The following is a 16,159-nucleotide window of genomic DNA, read 5'->3' on the forward strand; positions in this document are numbered from 1 at the left end:
ATCTTTTTTATTTACCTGCTTTACGTGCCTGTGCTTTCATTGAGGTCATCATCTGATTTAATTTTCTCTCGGATGGTTTTTGCCCCATTTGCATCATCATGGTGCGCATCATGTCTTCAGAAATCGGCGGATTTTCTTGTAAATATTTCTTCATGTATTGGCGTGCGCCGAAGAAACCACCGATAACACCTAGGGCAGCGCCAATCACGAAGATCAAAATATACATTCCCAAGATTTTTTCTCCTTTCAAAACAACTTCATACTTTATTTTACACAAATAAACACCAAATGAAAAGTTTACTTAAGATTAATCTTGCCGCCAACCTTTTTTACGCTGAATGTGGCGCACTTTTTTTGGTGTAATTTCATGTCCTTGCTTATCAAAAACCTGCGTCTGTTCAATTTGCTGCCGTAACCCCTTGCGAAATTCTTTGATGTAAGCTTGGCGTAGCTGCTTTTGTTCCTGCTGTTCTGCCGCACTTAATCCGTCTGCCTTACTTTTGCGTACTAATTGGTTAATTCGCTTTAAATATTTATTTTCCATCATTTAAGGCTCCCTTTTAATTTAAGTTTTGATCAAAATAAGTTCTAAACCCCATTCAAACTAGGCTTTTTGAACCGAACATTTGTTTGAAATGATAGATTGAATATGCTACACTAAACATAATTAATATGACTGAGGTGTCAACCATGATTAAAGCGCATGAATCTAAACAACTGGAAGTTCTACGTTTCATTCATGAACGCGTAGCTGAAAAGGGATACCCACCAACTGTCCGTGAGATCGGTGCAGCAGTTTCACTATCCTCAACATCTACGGTTCATGGTCATTTAGCCCGCCTAGAAAAGAAAGGCTATTTACAAAAAGATCCGACCAAACCCCGCGCAATTGAACTCACCCGCGCCGGCTTAAATGCACTGGGCATTAAACCAGCAAAAATTCCGGTTTTAGGGACAGTCACTGCCGGTGAACCAATTTTGGCGGTTGAAGAAGCCACCGACTTTTTCCCGATTCCGCCAGATTTAGATGATAGTGAACATAATTTATTTATGTTGACGATCCGTGGCGAAAGTATGATCAAGGCTGGCATTTTAAACGGTGACCAAGTCATTGTACGTAAACAGGCCGCCGCAGATAACGGTGATATCGTCATTGCAATGACCGCAGAAAACGAAGCTACCTGTAAACGATTCTTTAAGGAAAGCGATCATATTCGCCTACAACCAGAAAATGACACTTTCAGCCCAATCATCTTACATCAAGTCACTATTTTAGGTAAAGTTGTTGGCTTGTACCGCAACTTTATTTAATCATTAAATCATTCAAGCAATAACGCCAACTACTTAGTTGGCGTTTTTTTGTTATTTATTACGCCAATAAAAAAGCAGCTAATTGATCAACTTGCGAAAAATACATATCCGCGTGACTTTGCATCCAAGCTTTAATCCGCGGTGTTTTAGGCGCCCAGCCAGCCGCCGCAAACGGTACGCCGCATTTAGCTGCCATTTCTAAACCTGGACGTAAGTCATCTACTACTAGTGCTGCTTCTGGAGCTAACTGCAAACGTTGTAAAATCTGCTTAACCGGATAAGTAGCAGGTTTTCGTTTCCCAGGACCAGCATCCCAGCCATAAACAATATCCGGCTTAAAGTGACAAGTCGTTAAGTAATCTGATTCGATCTTGCTAGCATCTGACTGTGAAATTACGGTTACTTTGCCACCACGCTGTTTAAACGCACGGACTAACTGTGGAAAACCAGAAAAAAATTGCGCGGTTAGCGCCTGGTTATACTGTCGCCAAATGGTTTGCTGACGTTGCATTTCTGATTGACTAAAGTGTTCGATATCCTGACATAATGCAGTAAAACCCGGATTAAAACAATAGTCAACAAACTGTTCCAAGGTTAAAACTGGCTCATTTGGCCGCAATTCCTTTAATGCTTGAACAAATGACGGATAATGAATGTACCCGGTACTATCCACCGCGGTATCATCATGATCTAAAATTAAGCATTGATAACGCATTGACTTCACCCTTAAAATATTGATACATCTATTATAGACTGAATAACCGTATAAGCCTACCTTAAACATTATATTCTTAGCCCACAAACAATGAAAAAAATCCGATCGAAAATCAACACGCAATGATAAAGCGTGAACACACTAAAATATTGGTATTATCAGATTCCTTGGTCGCCGTGCAAAATTTGTGCAAAATCATTTCTCTTTTAGTCTTTTTTAATGTTTTTTCTAAAAATAAAAAGACAGAAATACCTACACAATAGTATTTCTGTCCGCTAAATATTATTTAATAGTACCTATTAAGGAGAGTACAGGATTTGAACCTGCGCGCCGCTTATAAGGCGGTTCGCCGGATTTCGAGTCCGGTGCATTACCACTCTGCCAACTCTCCACAACAAGATATATTATAGCAAAACTTAGTTGCATTGCAAATTTTTTTCGCTTGACCCCACTGAAATGACAAACAAACTAAGGATAAATTTCCCGCAAACCTTTGCGATCAGCTGGTGTTAAAACAGTTTTGCCTTGATCAACCGGGTACATAACGGAATCTAACCGTGAGCTGTGGTCCAAGCCTAATGCATGACCAAGCTCATGAATCGCCACCGAGCGCTGAATTGCCTGATGGTAAGTAACATTGAGACCAGCACGTGCATGGTTTACCGTAAATGCATTCCAACCCACACGTTGAATAATTTCAGGGCCACCTGCGCCTAATTCAATTAATTGCTGTTGTTGCTGATTTTCTGGCATCTTTTTTTGATAGACATAAAATGTAATTTGATTTTGTTTAGCCGTACCTTCTCCGGGGGTCAGGTGAACAATTCCCGTTTGGTTATAAACGGCTACCGCGGCAGTAAAGACAGATTTCACAGAAGTTGGCACATCCGCTGCAAAATGATAATAATAAGTCGCTGCTAACTGTTTACCAGCAACGTTGCTTTCTGTCGGTGTGCTGGTTGTTGTTTCTTGTTGCGACACAACTGAACTTTTTAGTGGAATCTTTAATGACAGCGCAGATGATGAATGTGAGCTGGTCCTTTTCCTAGAAGTTGCCGTTGGCGTGGCTTGCTGCCAAAAGCTGATTGCAGTTTGACTGGCACTTTGGATAAAAGAAGTGTTGAGCAATAACCAGCCAGCGGTCAATAATAGAATAATCTCAACAAGCCATTTAAAAAAACGCACTGCCACTCTTCCTTTCTTCACCTGAGGTTAAAGTTGACTTTGTAATAATAATTGTGTGCGGTGTGCATAATGCTTATATAAACCCGCATAGCGATTATGGTAATCTTTTTTCCAAGGTTTATCCCGACCGCAAAAATGTAAAACAACGGTGTGTGTAATTACCCAATCTAAATCCCACACCCCATTACTCAATGCAAAATAAATTGCGCTGCGCCGCGCATCAAAATTATAGCGCTCATCTGCAATTTTTTTAATCTGATGACCGTATAAACCATTTAGAATGTCTTGGTCCGGTAACAGCAAGGTTAATTTTTTTGCAGCAATGTAATCTTTAATTGCTGTAGGCTTAACCTGTTGCCTAATTAAGGGTAAATTGTACAGCAATACGCCGGAATTATAATAACTTTCTGCTTCATAATTGCCTAAGCGTAGTTGATTAAATGAATCACGAACATTATCAGTGATCGCAGTGTGACTTGCCGCAGCGTACAAATTAGTGCCTAAATCCAATTGGTATAGCGGCTGCAGATCATTAATGATCAAAGTATCCACATCTAAATATAAGATTCGCTCTAAGGTAGTAGGTAAATATTGCTGTGCTAACAGCCGGTAATAAATGATATCCGGATAACGATCCGTGATCGGTGCTTTTGAAAAAACTGTATCACCGATAATCAAAGGATGATAATGTACGCCTAATGCGGCACAAAAGGCTGTGATCCGAGCTGTCTCTTGCAGCTGTTTTTTTTGAATAACATAAATATCATAACGTGTTGCCGTACTATTGCGAACAATTGAATATAATGTAGTCAGCAGTGGCGTTGTCATACGATCATCTAATGCAAATAACAAGTTCATCTGGTATCATTCTCCCCTATGCAGCAATGGCGTTATGCCTATTTTAACATGGCCCGTTCTTGAAATAAAAAAACTAGGCATTCATTTGCTTACCTAGTTAGTCACCAACTATACTTTATTTTTAAAATTTAACTAATTCCTAATTGTTGCGCAGCTTGCTGATAAGCAGCCAATGTTTTAACGTCAAAACAAATAAACCGAACATTTTTAATGCTTGAAGCAGTTGCTAAAAAATGGCTGGTCGTCTTTAGCGCAATCGGTGCTGCTTGGGCTAAAGGGTAGCCATAAACACCAGTACTAATTGATGGAAAAGCTATCGTTTGGCAATGCTTTTCAGCAGCTAAAGTTAAACTGTTAGCATAAGAATTCTGTAATAGGTGTGCTTCTTGCCGTTGCCCACCGTGCCAAACGGGTCCTGGTGTATGAATAACGTATTTGGCTGGTAACTGGTACCCTAGCGTTATCTTTGCTTCACCTGTTGGACAGCCATTTAGCTTTTTGCAAGCCGCCAATAACTCGGGTCCCGCTGCTCGGTGAATGGCACCATCAACGCCACCACCACCTAGTAAGGTTGGATTAGCAGCATTAACAATCGCATCAACTCGCTCTTGCGTGATATCCCCTTGCTTAATTTCAATCTTGCTCACCATGCCCATCTCCTTGGTGCTGTAATTGTCCTTTAGTGACAAAATCCAACGCTGACTCAGCCCCTGTAGCAGTTAGCGTTAAACCAAGAATGCCACTTTCAGGCAAATCTGAACCACTACCCGCATCAATATTATAACGAGGCAAATCTGTCGCATCAGCCTGCATTTTTAAATAGTGCCGGTGTCCAGTTGTTAAAGTTTGTACCGGTGTGTGCCCTGTGACCATAATCTTTTTGGATTGATTACGGTGCCAGTTTGTTGGATTTGCTGGATCATCAAAAAAATAACTATCTTGGATCCAAGTGAGATCATGCCGTGTTTGCTGTTGCAAAGTAAGCTGCCAATTAATCCCCGCATGTACAGCCAAAAAATGTTGATTTTGCCACATCAAAGGTAAATGCTTTAAAAATTGCGTATACTTAGCTAGTGGCGGCTGATTTAACTGCGCTTGAACTGTGGTTAAATCAGTGGCCGTGATGCCTAATTGCTGCCAAGTCGCTCGACCATGATTTAACTTCCAAGTTTCATATGCAAGCTCATTACCAGCAGCCGTTTGAACCCAAAAATCATCGTGATTGCCTAACAATGCTACCGCATGTTTGGTGATAACTTGCTGTCTGACAAGCTCTAAAACGCGCAATGGCGCCGACGCAGAAGAGACTGCACTGTCAATGTAGTTTCCTAAGAAAACTAACTGTTGCTGTGCCAAATTAGGTGCCGTTAATAAAACGGCTAAATCAGTCGCAGCCGCATGAATATCGCCAATAAATGTTGTCTTCATGTTTGCCTCCGATCACACCCACATTAAAAAATAAAAAATCTACCCCATTGAATGGCGTAGATTTTAAAGTTTACTAGCCTGCGTATTTACCAACAACAGGCAATTTGCCTAAAACAGATTTTTTGTGGGGTGCTTTGACAATAATTTGAGATAAATCTTTACCAGCTGTTTGGCCGTGATGCTTGCCACCTTGCCATGCATCAACATCGCTAACATCGTAGACGACGCCATCTATGGCAACATAAGCTTTTTTACCATCACTACCATCATATTGCGCTAACTCAGCTTGTGAAAATACTTTTTCAGCCATGCACTCACTCCTATTCAAATATTAATACAATAAGTATAACATATTTAGACTTAACTACGCATTAAAATACGTCTATATAAGTGACTAAAGCCAGTTTTAAGTTAGCGCCTGCTCTGCTATACTAAAATGGTAATTAATTGTCTGTAAGCGAGGTGACGTGATATGAAAATTTCTTGGCTCAAGTTACCAGGGCTATACGATATAATATTTCTTTTATTTTTAATGATCAGTTTCTTATTTATTGGCGCCGCTTGCTTAACCCCTTGGCTTGATTTTAGCCAATTTAAGTTAGTTCGCACAGCACTATTATCACATGTAGCCGTGTTAACTTGGGTTGGCTTAGCGCTACATATTATTTCTTATTGGCGTTCTTTTCACATTCCGGCAATGCTAACTGCTAATATTTTAGGCATTGGTGCCTTTTTAATTTTTTGGTTATTGCCTTCAGTTTTACTAGTACCCGTAGTATTATTACTAGGCGCAATTTTTTTAACTTTAAAAGTTGTGCAGCAAACAAAGGCATAATTGCGCTGTTTATTAGTAAAGGAGATTTTTATGAAAATTGGTATTGATCAAATTAGTTTTGCAACTTCTAATTTATATATCGATATGGCTGAACTGGCTAATGCACGTAAAGAAGCGCCAGGTAAATACTTAATCGGTATTGGCCAAAAAAAGATGGCGGTGCTGCCGCCGACACAAGACAGTGTCACACTAGCCGCTAATGCAGCAGATCAACTTTTAACACCCACTAATCGCGAACAAATCGATACGATTTTATTTGCGTCTGAATCTGGCGTTGATCAATCAAAATCTGGTGCTGTCTATTTGCAAAGTTTATTAAACTTACCTACCCACGTTCGTGCTGTTGAAATTAAACAAGCCTGCTATTCAGCAACTGCTGCGCTACAGTTAGCACGGGGTTACATCGCCTTGCATCCGGACAAAAAAGTCTTAATTACTGCCAGCGATATTGCCCGCTATGGTTTACACACTGCTGGTGAGCCAACTCAAGGCGGTGGTGCAATCGCAATGATCATCAGTCGTTCACCAAGGATTTTGGCGATTGACGATGATAGTGCGGTTTACACTGAAAACATTATGGATTTTTGGCGGCCAAATTATGCCACAGAAGCGCTAGTTAACGGACATTATTCTGGACATATGTACGTTGACTTTTTTAATGATGTTTTTTCCACTTACCGTAAGCAAACCGGCTTAACGCTTGATCAATTTGCAGCTTTAGCCTTTCATCTTCCCTACACAAAAATGGGTTTTAAGGCATTAAAATCTGTTTTACCACAGGGAAAGCCAGAAACACAACAACGCTTAGCAGCAAATTTTGCCGCCTCCCATCAGTACAATCAAGTTGTGGGCAATCTTTACACGGGCTCATTATATTTAAGCTTGTTATCATTGTTAGAAAATGCAACTGATTTAAAAGCAGGTGACCGGATTGGCTTATTCAGTTACGGCTCAGGCGCAGTTAGTGAATTTTATAGTGGCGTTTTGCAAGCTGGTTTCCAAACAATGTTGCACACCAAACAACAACACACAAAACTTACACAACGGCAAAAGGTCAGTATTTTAGCTTACGAAAAACTATTTCAGTATCAATTACCTAGAGATGGCAGCACCATTGATTTAGATACTACCCAAGATCCAGCAAAGTTCGTTTTAGCTGGCATTAAAGCACATCAACGCCAGTATCAACAACATTAACTCCAACAGTGAACACTACAAATAATCAAAACGGGTCCCCACATGCTAACATACCATGTAGGGGCCCGCTTTCTTAGTATTATTAAACAGTATTGAACAAAGTTTAAATGTCTAGTACTTCATTAAAGCTAACATATCATAACCTTTAATTTTGTCACGTCCATTAAGATCTGTTAATTCGATTAAAAACGCGGTTCCGACAACTATACCACCTAAATCTTCAACTAATTGAATGGTAGCTGCAATGGTCCCACCAGTTGCTAGCAAATCATCAGTTACCAAAACTTTTTGACCTGGTTTAATCGCATCTTTATGTAAATAAAGTGTGGATTTACCATATTCTAATCCATAGCTGGCAGAAACAGTTGGCCGCGGTAATTTGCCTTTTTTCCGGGCAGGTGCAAAACCAATCCCTAATTTATAGGCAACTGGACAACCCACAATAAAGCCACGAGCTTCAGGGCCAACAATCATATCAACTTCTTTTTTCCAAGCGTAAGCAACAATTTCATCCGTTGCTTGCCGGTATGCAGTACCATCTGCCATTAATGGTGAAATATCACGGTAAATAATCCCCTTTTCAGGAAAATCTGGCACGCTGGCAATATAATCATGTAAATTAACTGACATTCTTTTTCGCTCCTTTATTTGGATCCACTTGGGCATGTAGCCATTGTTTTAGCGTTGAATAATCACTTTGGATTAATTTTTGTTCTACTAGTAATTGCTGCTGTCGTTGCTGGTAACTCGGCGCTGATTTCAAGTCCGCCTTGGCTGGGTGAGTAACTTGCTGCATCATGCCATCAACAATTTTAATAAACCCTAATTCGGCAAAAACCTTTACCATAAAAACTAATAGCGGTTGTCGAACATTTAAATAATCTGCTAATTGCGTTAATTGCTTACGTAAATTAATAGCTTGATGTGTCGCAACAAATTTAAAGAGCCGGATAAAGTCCGATCTTGTTGGCATTCCCACCAAGGAAGCCGGCTGCTGACAATAAAAGCAAGTAACCAGTTTATCATATTCTTGTTGATGTTGCTGTAATAAAGTCTTTAAAGCTACCAACGTTGGTGGCAAGTCAACTAACACCAATGTTTCGGTAGTCATCTTAAAAGCTTCATTTGCACTTACTGCTTGTCCTTGCGTGGATAAATTACCTTGAATTTGACGTTTTAACTTATCCGAGAAAAAAACATAAGTGGCTGCATGCTGAAATAAAGGTTTGTGCAGTTGTACCGTCCGCTGATCGATAATGATTTTGCCAGTAATTTTAAAATCCAGCAACTGTAATTGCAATTGACGCTTACCACGCCACTCGTGCTCATTGAGCTGGCCCACTACAGTCACTTGCTGGGCCGCTTGAAGGTCGGACGCATAACGCCCCATCTGAAAGGCAATTACCGCTAATTTGGCATCTTGATCAGTTAAATTAAACTTCAAATGACTATGATCAGCGCCAATTGCTTTAACCTGAGTTACTTGTTGCGGTGTTAGTGCAAAAAGTGGTGCAGGATTATCTGTTCCAAAAGGCGCTAATTGCCGGTAAGCATGCAAAAAATCGCTAGTTGCGGCTGTAACTGGTAATTGTAAATCAATCTTTAATGCTGCTTGTTTCTGATGCTGCAAATCAACCTGCTCAGCTTGCAATTCTAGTCCTTGCATCAATGCAGTTAAATTTTTCTGTGGTAGAGACAGGCCTACCGCCATATGATGACCACCAAACGATGTCATCAATTGTCGGTAATGATCCAAAGCTTTAAATAAATGGAAAGCCGTCACACTACGACCCGATCCCTTAAGCGTTTGGTCATCACGTTGAGTTAAGATTAAAGTTGGTTTACCCGTTGCTTCTACAACACGGCTAGCAACAATGCCTAATACCCCTTCATGCCAACCAGTATGTGCCAAAACCAATGTTTGTCGTTGTTGATTTTCTGGAGTTTGTGCCATTTCCAAGGCAGTAGCAGCAATTTCTTGAACGTATTGCTGCCGCCGTTTATTTTGTGTTTGCACAAACTTAGCCAAATCAGTGGCTTCATCAGGATCAAAAGTGGTCAATAATTTAATTCCGGGCTTAGCATCACCTAAACGGCCTAATGAATTTAACCGTGGTCCCAACACAAAACCAATAATTTGTTCGTCAAGATTATTTTGCTTTACACCAGCCACTTGGCACAACGCATCGATACCAATGCGGCTGGATTGTCGTAATTGCTGTAATCCTAAACTGACTAGAACACGATTTTCATCTGTTAATGAAACCAGATCACAGACAGTTCCAATTGCAGCTAGATCAAAGCTATCAGTTGCTGGTGCTTCTAACAAAGCACTAGCGACTTTAAATGCTACCCCAACACCAGATAAATCTCCAAACGGATAATGTCCTTTAGGATGGCGGGGATGGATAATCGCATAAGCAGGCGGCAAAGTTGGCGGCAATTCATGGTGGTCTGTGACAATCACATCCACTTGTTGAGATTGGGCGTACGTGATTGCCTGTTTTCCACCAACGCCATTATCAACAGTGATAATTAATTTCACCCCAGCATCAATCAATTTTTTGAAAGCGGATTCATGTGGTCCATAACCTTCCTGAAACCGATCTGGAATGTAAGTTGTCACATTCGCTCCTAATGATTCTAAAGTTTCTAACATTAAACTGGTACTCGTAACCCCGTCTGCATCATAGTCGCCGTAAACCGCAATCAACTCATTTTCTGCAATTGCTTGACGGATACGTTTAACTGCTTTAGTCATATCAAATAACAAAAGTGGATCATGCAGCTGATCCACTTGCGGATTCAAAAATTTTTCAATTGTTTTTTGTTCAGTTAATCCCCGGTTGATTAATAAACGCACAACTTCAGGCTGTAACTGACATTGTTGTGCTAAATCATTCACCAAGGTACCATTGGGCTTTGGTAAATACTCCCAATCATAACGGGATTTCATTAAACGTTCACACTCCCAACCCAACTATTATAACAAAATCATCACTGATTAAAAGCCCTAGTTTTTTTGACTGCCAGCAGCTGTTGTCGCATTTGAATGGCGCAATGCATTTAATTGATCTTCTTTTGCTGCTAATTGTGAATTCAATTTAGCTGTCTGCTCTGCTACCGCCTGTTCAACCGCTGTTTCTTGTTGCTTTTGTTCTGCTTTCAAAGCTTTAACTTGACGACGTAAACTCAGTGCATTCATAGTTGACGCTAAAACAGTAATTAAAGCTCCCAAAAGTAGCGATACGATAATAACAATAATTAACGGCCATTTTGCAGTTCCAAAACCAAAATTAACAGTAACCGGGGTGACATTTAAAACAGCAAAAATAACAATTAACAGTGCTAATAATAAAATGATAACTAAGCGCCATTGATTTTTCATTCATTTAACCTCCAAAATTTATTTACGATTAAAAACGGGATTCATGATTATTCGATCAACGATAGCAGGAAATAGTTGGCGCAATTGCGCAGCAACTGTCATTGGCCACGGCACATTCAACTCACGGCGTTGATGTTCAATTGCCTGCACAATGCGTTCAGCCAAACGATGCGGATCAAGTGCAATGTTTGCGACTGCTCGTGCGTACTGACCACTTGGATCAGCAATGGTCGCAAAATCTGTTGCAATTGGGCCAGGATTAACAGTTAAGACGTGAATGTGCAAGGGGCGCAACTCCATCCGCAGGCCATTGGAATACGCAATGACCGCCGCTTTAGCTGCTGCATAAGCACTAGCCTTAGGTGTTACTAATTTTCCTGCTTGCGAAGCGATATTCACAATAGTTCCCCGCCGTAAACCGGCCATGGTTAACCCAATTTTTTGCGTTAATTGAATTAAGCTAATGACATCTAGCTGAAAGAGCGCCTCTAGTTTAGCTGCTGGTAAATCTAACGCCCGCTCAAAATAACCGATGCCAGCATTATTAATCAACACATCAATCGGTCCAACCTGCCGTTTTATAAATGCCATTAAGGCATTTAATTGTGCTGGTTGCGTTAAATCAATGCGTACGGCATAAGCGTGACGCCCAGAAATTGCCCGGGCATGCGCTGCAACCAGCTGTAGTTTTTCTTGTCGGCGTGCACACAACACTAAATTAGCACCACGACCGGCAGCAGCATAAGCCAGTGCCTGACCTAAACCACTAGAAGCACCAGTAATTAAAACTGTTTTGTTAGTTAAATGCTGCATTAAAAATCACCTTTCCAACACGGTAATACTAAATTACTTTTTCTTATTTGGTAAGGGAATGTTCACTTGCTCAAAATCTTTCATCACGCGAGTGTGCGGAAAAATCTGCCGCGCTTCAGTCTGTAGTTCATGGGCAGCGTGACCAACATAGCGAGCAGAAATATGCGTTAACAATAATTGTTTTACATGAGCTTCTTTAGCAATGGCCGCCGCCTGTGTACTAGTAGAATGGTAATAATTATGTGCTAACCGCCCATCTTTTTTGCCAAAAGTACTTTCATGAACCAATGCATCCGCATTTTGTGCTAAAGCATAACTGTTAGCTGTTTGGCGCGTATCACCTAAGATGGCCACAATTCGCCCTTTTTGTGCCGGACCGATGAACTCTTGACTAGGCAAAACTTCACCGTTAGCTAATGTTACTGCTTGTCCGGCCTTAATTTTACCGTAAATTGGCCCTGGCTTAATACCAGCAGCCTGTAGTTTAGCCACTAACAATTCGCCAGTGTGATCTTTTTCAATTACCCGATAGCCAAAACTAGTGATCCGGTGATCTAATTGACGACATTCAACCCGAAATGTGTCATCACTAAACACTTCGCCATCACCTGTTAATTCCACAAAATGCAGCGGGTAACTCAACCGTGAATCTGAAACACGCAAACTAGTGGTAACATAATTGCGAATTCCCTTAGGACCATAAATAGTTAACGGCTGTTGCCCGCCCTGAAAGGAACGGCTGCTGAGAAAACCAGGTAGTCCAAAAATATGATCGCCGTGTAAATGCGTAATGAAGATTTTATCTACTTTACGTGGCCGAATAGTGGTACGTAATATTTGTTGCTGTGTTCCTTCGCCAACATCAAACAGCCATACGGCATTGCGCTCGTCTAATAATTTAAGTGCAATACTCGTGACATTGCGGTAACGTGCTGGTGAACCAGCTCCCGTTCCAAGAAATTCTAATTCCATTAACTGCTTCATCCATTTCTTTAAACTTTAATTGTCCAGTGCCGTCTGAAATACTATGGCAGTGCAACTGTCTTCGTCCAAATTCAATCCAACAAACAAACTTAAAATCAAGCCGTTGTTGTTTGCATTAGTTAATGCTACAAAAATATGCGCAATAACTGTGGCATTTTTCTGAATCAACCACGTGAACAACTATTATTATATTTGAATTTATGCTTTCTGGCTATCTTTTTATCAAATATGTCTATTAAATCAGTATTTTTCCGTTGGTGCAACTACTTCATTGGAAAAAATAAATGGTAACGCCATATAAAAAAGATTAGCACCAAAATAATAAGTGACAGCCTATTTATTAAATAAATAGCCTGCCACTTTAAAAATCTTATTAAGTTAAAATCACTTATTAATGCCTTCTAACAGGAAAACTCAGAATAAAGCGAGACCCGTGTGGTCGATTGGCTAATACCTTTACAGTTCCTTTATGACTGGTAATAATCCATTTTGCAATCGCAAGTCCTAACCCGTTGCCACCGGTTTGCCTACTGCGTGATTTATCTTCTCGATAGAAACGTTCAAAAATTGCTTTGCGATTTTTTGGTGCAATGCCTACACCGGTATCAGCAACTTCTAATAACCAGCGATTACCATGCACCCAGGCTTTGAATTGAATTTGATCGCCAGTTTGTGTGTATTTCAAAGCATTATCCAACAAAATAACCAGTAGTTGGTGAATTCGTTTTTGATCGATTAATTGCGTCGCTTGCAGTGTGATTTGCACACGAAATTGTTTTTTTTGGCTTGCTGCAATTTCTGAATATGGTGCGACTACCTGCTTTAAAAAAGGTGCCATTTTAGTTGGCTGGTAAGTCACTTGCGTCATATTAGAATCAGAACGTGCCAACACTAATAATTCTTTAGTCAATTGGTTTAGACGACGTGTTTCCGATAATGATAACGCAATTGGCTCCATTTGATTGATAATTTTATCATGAGGTTTAGTCAACAATAATTCTATTTTACTTTGAATGATTGTTAAAGGCGTTCGCAACTCATGCGCTGCATTAGCAACAAAATCTTGTTGCCGCTGCCAGGATTTCACGATTGGCCGCATATTCATGTGAGACAAAAAATAGCTCAATAAAATGGATAAAGCCCAGAAAAAGACAACAGTTAAAACTAAGATCCGGCGGAAACTTTGAATCGCTTGGTCTTCTGAATCAATGTTTTGCATGATCTGAACATAACGACCTGCGTAAGGACCAGTTTGATTAGCGGGAACTTTAACTAGTAATGATCGGAATTTACTTTGATTTTCCGTTGTTAAAGTAACAATTTTATTTTTTTGCTGTGGGTCTAATTTAACATTAGCCAATAGATCATAACGATCGCCTAACATACTGGTATTAATTACTTTTCCCCGCTTGTTATAAACCAATAAGTTAATGCGAAAATCAGGCGGCGGTGTGCCTTTACGGCGAACCGCCTTCACTTTAGTCATCAGCATTTGACTACGTTTCATCTGTAAGCCTTGATCAACATTACGATAAATTTCGTGCTGAAACGTTAAATAAACAATCGTCCCCAGCGTAAGAAAAATTACCGCAAAACTGATAAGTTCCATTAAAAATAATTTAATCTGTTGCCGGCGATTCACTAATTTCATGCTGTCACTTCCAGCATGTAACCGACATTGCGTAATGTTTTAATCAGTTGATCGGCACCATCTGGTTTTAATTTTTTACGCAGGTTACTCATATAAACCTCAACAACCGTAATGCTAGTGTCAGATTCAAATCCCCATAGTCGATCAAAAATCTGTTCTTTAGTAATGATGGTGTTTTTATTTTCCACTAAGTAAACTAATAGATCGAATTCTTTACCATTTAACTGAACGTCATGTTCAGCAACAGTTACGCTACGGTTTTGCAAATTAATTTGAAGGTTACCGATAGTTAAAATATTTTCTTGATAAAAATGACCACTGCGCTTTAATAATGCTTTGATCCGTGCTAACAATTCTTCACGGTGAAAAGGTTTGGTTAAATAATCATCTGCGCCTACGTTAAAACCGCGTAATTTATCATCGATGCCATCTTTAGCAGTTAAAATCAACACAGGGGTATCGACGTGCTGCGCACGCATACTTTTTAAAACATCATAACCACTTTTACCCGGTAACATTAAATCTAAGATAATCAGATCATAAATTCCTTGAACAGCTGCAAACTCTCCCTCTTCGCCATCATAAACCTGATCAACATCTAAAAAGTCAGTGATAAAATCACGAACACTGGCTGATAATTCCTTGTCATCTTCCACAAGTAATGCTTTTGCACTTTTCACAATTTTTCACCTCAGTTTAATCACCATTAGTTTAAACAACTCACCTTAAAAACAGCTTAATGCTTAATCTGTTTTAATAGTTGCTGCGCGATAAAATCACTATAGTGTTGTTTACCAATGTTATTTGGGTGAACCTGATCTTTATAAAACCACGCTGAATGTCCTTGACTGTAATTATACCAATCAATGACAGTTAAATTAGGCCATTGCTGTGCACCACGCTTTAAAGTGGCGTTAACACTATTTTGCCAGCTACGAGTTGGTACGCGTACGTTAATCCAAAAAACTTGGCGTTTAGGACCCACTTGACGCATAATTTCAGCTAATTGCTGTGGTGTAAATGCACCATTGGTCCCTAAACCAATTAAAACGACATCGGGTAATACCCCTTTAGTAGCGTAATAGTTTAATAAGTCAGAACTAGCCTTCACTTGCCGACCCACTTTAGCATTGATAATCATTTTAGGAAACGCTTGTTGCAGAACATTTAAGCTATCTAACATGACAGAATCACCAATTGCGACCACTGGTAACTGCTTAGCCTGCTGCGTTTGTGTCAATGATAAACCAGCAACTGGTTGATCAGTCTGCTTTGAAGTTGCTTGACTAGTAGTTGCTGAGTGTGCTTTAGCCGATTGCTTTTGCGCTTGAGCAATCAGACTTGCTTTGCGTCGTGAATTTTGTTTACTATTACGTTTAATCTGTTTAGCTAAAGGCGCGCGCTGCGCAACAGCATGCGCCGGTGCAATGACTGCCCCAGTAAGCCCTAACGCAAAAACCAGTAAAAATGGCAATACCATTAATCGCTGCCAGCCATAACCAGAATGCGGCTGCACTAATTTTCGTAGCCAAGATTGCCACTGATGCCAATTAAAATGCGCAAAAGGACGTTCAACTAAACGGTAAGATAATTCACTAATCACTAAAATCAAAACTAACTGTACAACAAAATGCAACCATGGCCATTGTGCAATGTTTTTCACTTGATTTTCATAAAAAATCATGACTGGAAATTGATAAAGATAAATGCCATAACTGCGTTTACCTACCCAATTAAAAATTGAGAGCGTAAAATATTTTGTGTAAATGCATAAAAGATTTCTGAATTGTATAG

The 16,159-nt window shown here is 39.9% G+C and carries 18 protein-coding genes, 1 tRNA gene and 1 pseudogene; 3 read left to right on the forward strand and 17 right to left on the reverse strand.

Going from position 1 to position 16,159, the window contains the following annotated elements; all coding sequences use genetic code 11:
• Positions 1-7: 7 nt before the first annotated feature.
• Together FC24_RS00460 and FC24_RS00465 are read right to left on the reverse strand one after the other, a co-directional pair.
• Positions 8-226, reverse strand: a complete 219-nt coding sequence (locus FC24_RS00460) for a YneF family protein (protein ID WP_057872924.1) — start codon at positions 224-226, stop codon at positions 8-10.
• An 81-nt stretch (positions 227-307) separates the two neighbouring features.
• The gene (locus FC24_RS00465) at positions 308-547 is read right to left on the reverse strand and encodes a DUF896 domain-containing protein (RefSeq protein ID WP_057872907.1); all 240 of its coding nucleotides are present in this window, start codon (positions 545-547) and stop codon (positions 308-310) included.
• A gap of 143 nt (positions 548-690) precedes the next feature.
• Between FC24_RS00465 and lexA the strand changes: the two genes are divergently transcribed.
• On the forward strand, positions 691-1,311 hold the full coding sequence (gene lexA, locus FC24_RS00470; protein ID WP_057872908.1) for a transcriptional repressor LexA: 621 nt from the start codon (positions 691-693) through the stop codon (positions 1,309-1,311).
• A 58-nt stretch (positions 1,312-1,369) separates the two neighbouring features.
• Here lexA and FC24_RS00475 read toward each other — a convergent pair whose 3' ends face one another.
• From FC24_RS00475 to FC24_RS00505, 7 genes are all read right to left on the reverse strand, one after another.
• Positions 1,370-2,026 (reverse strand): HAD family hydrolase, encoded by a 657-nt coding sequence (locus tag FC24_RS00475; RefSeq protein ID WP_057872909.1) that lies wholly within the window; start codon positions 2,024-2,026, stop codon positions 1,370-1,372.
• Positions 2,027-2,328: 302 nt separating this feature from the next.
• A tRNA-Ser gene (locus FC24_RS00480) sits at positions 2,329-2,417 on the reverse strand.
• A gap of 77 nt (positions 2,418-2,494) precedes the next feature.
• Positions 2,495-3,211, reverse strand: a complete 717-nt coding sequence (locus FC24_RS00485; RefSeq protein ID WP_235807280.1) for a matrixin family metalloprotease — start codon at positions 3,209-3,211, stop codon at positions 2,495-2,497.
• Between the two features lie 27 nt (positions 3,212-3,238).
• The gene (locus FC24_RS00490; RefSeq protein ID WP_057872910.1) at positions 3,239-4,069 is read right to left on the reverse strand and encodes a glycosyltransferase family 8 protein; all 831 of its coding nucleotides are present in this window, start codon (positions 4,067-4,069) and stop codon (positions 3,239-3,241) included.
• Between the two features lie 128 nt (positions 4,070-4,197).
• Positions 4,198-4,719, reverse strand: coding sequence for an O-acetyl-ADP-ribose deacetylase (locus FC24_RS00495; protein ID WP_057872911.1), 522 nt, complete (start codon positions 4,717-4,719; stop codon positions 4,198-4,200).
• Positions 4,703-5,497 carry a metallophosphoesterase gene (locus tag FC24_RS00500; protein ID WP_057872912.1) on the reverse strand — a complete coding sequence of 265 codons (795 nt, stop codon included), beginning with the start codon at positions 5,495-5,497 and terminating at the stop codon, positions 4,703-4,705. Before FC24_RS00500 ends, FC24_RS00495 begins: the two co-directional genes overlap by 17 nt.
• 73 nt (positions 5,498-5,570) lie before the next feature.
• The gene (locus FC24_RS00505; RefSeq protein WP_057872913.1) at positions 5,571-5,807 is read right to left on the reverse strand and encodes a cytochrome b5 domain-containing protein; all 237 of its coding nucleotides are present in this window, start codon (positions 5,805-5,807) and stop codon (positions 5,571-5,573) included.
• A gap of 162 nt (positions 5,808-5,969) precedes the next feature.
• Here FC24_RS00505 and FC24_RS00510 point away from each other — a divergent pair, with 162 nt between their 5' ends.
• Both FC24_RS00510 and FC24_RS00515 read left to right on the forward strand, forming a co-directional pair.
• Positions 5,970-6,332, forward strand: coding sequence for a hypothetical protein (locus tag FC24_RS00510; protein ID WP_057872914.1), 363 nt, complete (start codon positions 5,970-5,972; stop codon positions 6,330-6,332).
• A 30-nt stretch (positions 6,333-6,362) separates the two neighbouring features.
• A complete protein-coding gene (locus FC24_RS00515) occupies positions 6,363-7,529 on the forward strand; it encodes a hydroxymethylglutaryl-CoA synthase (RefSeq protein WP_057872915.1) in 1,167 nt (388 codons plus the stop codon).
• A gap of 111 nt (positions 7,530-7,640) precedes the next feature.
• Here FC24_RS00515 and FC24_RS00520 read toward each other — a convergent pair whose 3' ends face one another.
• The 8 genes and pseudogenes from FC24_RS00520 to FC24_RS11555 form a co-directional block, all read right to left on the reverse strand.
• On the reverse strand, positions 7,641-8,159 hold the full coding sequence (locus tag FC24_RS00520; protein ID WP_057872916.1) for an adenine phosphoribosyltransferase: 519 nt from the start codon (positions 8,157-8,159) through the stop codon (positions 7,641-7,643).
• Positions 8,149-10,485, reverse strand: a complete 2,337-nt coding sequence (gene recJ, locus FC24_RS00525; protein WP_057872917.1) for a single-stranded-DNA-specific exonuclease RecJ — start codon at positions 10,483-10,485, stop codon at positions 8,149-8,151. The genes FC24_RS00520 and recJ overlap by 11 nt, the downstream gene beginning before the upstream one ends.
• Positions 10,486-10,542: 57 nt before the next feature.
• Positions 10,543-10,917 carry a LapA family protein gene (locus FC24_RS00530; protein WP_083485580.1) on the reverse strand — a complete coding sequence of 125 codons (375 nt, stop codon included), beginning with the start codon at positions 10,915-10,917 and terminating at the stop codon, positions 10,543-10,545.
• An 18-nt stretch (positions 10,918-10,935) separates the two neighbouring features.
• Positions 10,936-11,730, reverse strand: coding sequence for an SDR family NAD(P)-dependent oxidoreductase (locus tag FC24_RS00535; RefSeq protein WP_057872918.1), 795 nt, complete (start codon positions 11,728-11,730; stop codon positions 10,936-10,938).
• Between the two features lie 33 nt (positions 11,731-11,763).
• Positions 11,764-12,702: a ribonuclease Z gene (gene rnz / locus FC24_RS00540; RefSeq protein ID WP_057872919.1), complete on the reverse strand. Its 939-nt coding sequence runs from the start codon at positions 12,700-12,702 to the stop codon at positions 11,764-11,766.
• A gap of 403 nt (positions 12,703-13,105) precedes the next feature.
• Positions 13,106-14,365: a sensor histidine kinase gene (locus FC24_RS00545; protein ID WP_057872920.1), complete on the reverse strand. Its 1,260-nt coding sequence runs from the start codon at positions 14,363-14,365 to the stop codon at positions 13,106-13,108.
• A complete protein-coding gene (locus FC24_RS00550) occupies positions 14,362-15,048 on the reverse strand; it encodes a response regulator transcription factor (RefSeq protein WP_057872921.1) in 687 nt (228 codons plus the stop codon). Before FC24_RS00550 ends, FC24_RS00545 begins: the two co-directional genes overlap by 4 nt.
• Before the next feature lie 53 nt (positions 15,049-15,101).
• Positions 15,102-16,159, reverse strand: a pseudogene (locus FC24_RS11555) (acetyltransferase); the annotation flags it as partial.

Origin of the sequence: Loigolactobacillus rennini DSM 20253, from assembly GCF_001436505.1 — a bacterium.
Lineage (GTDB): Bacteria > Bacillota > Bacilli > Lactobacillales > Lactobacillaceae > Loigolactobacillus > Loigolactobacillus rennini.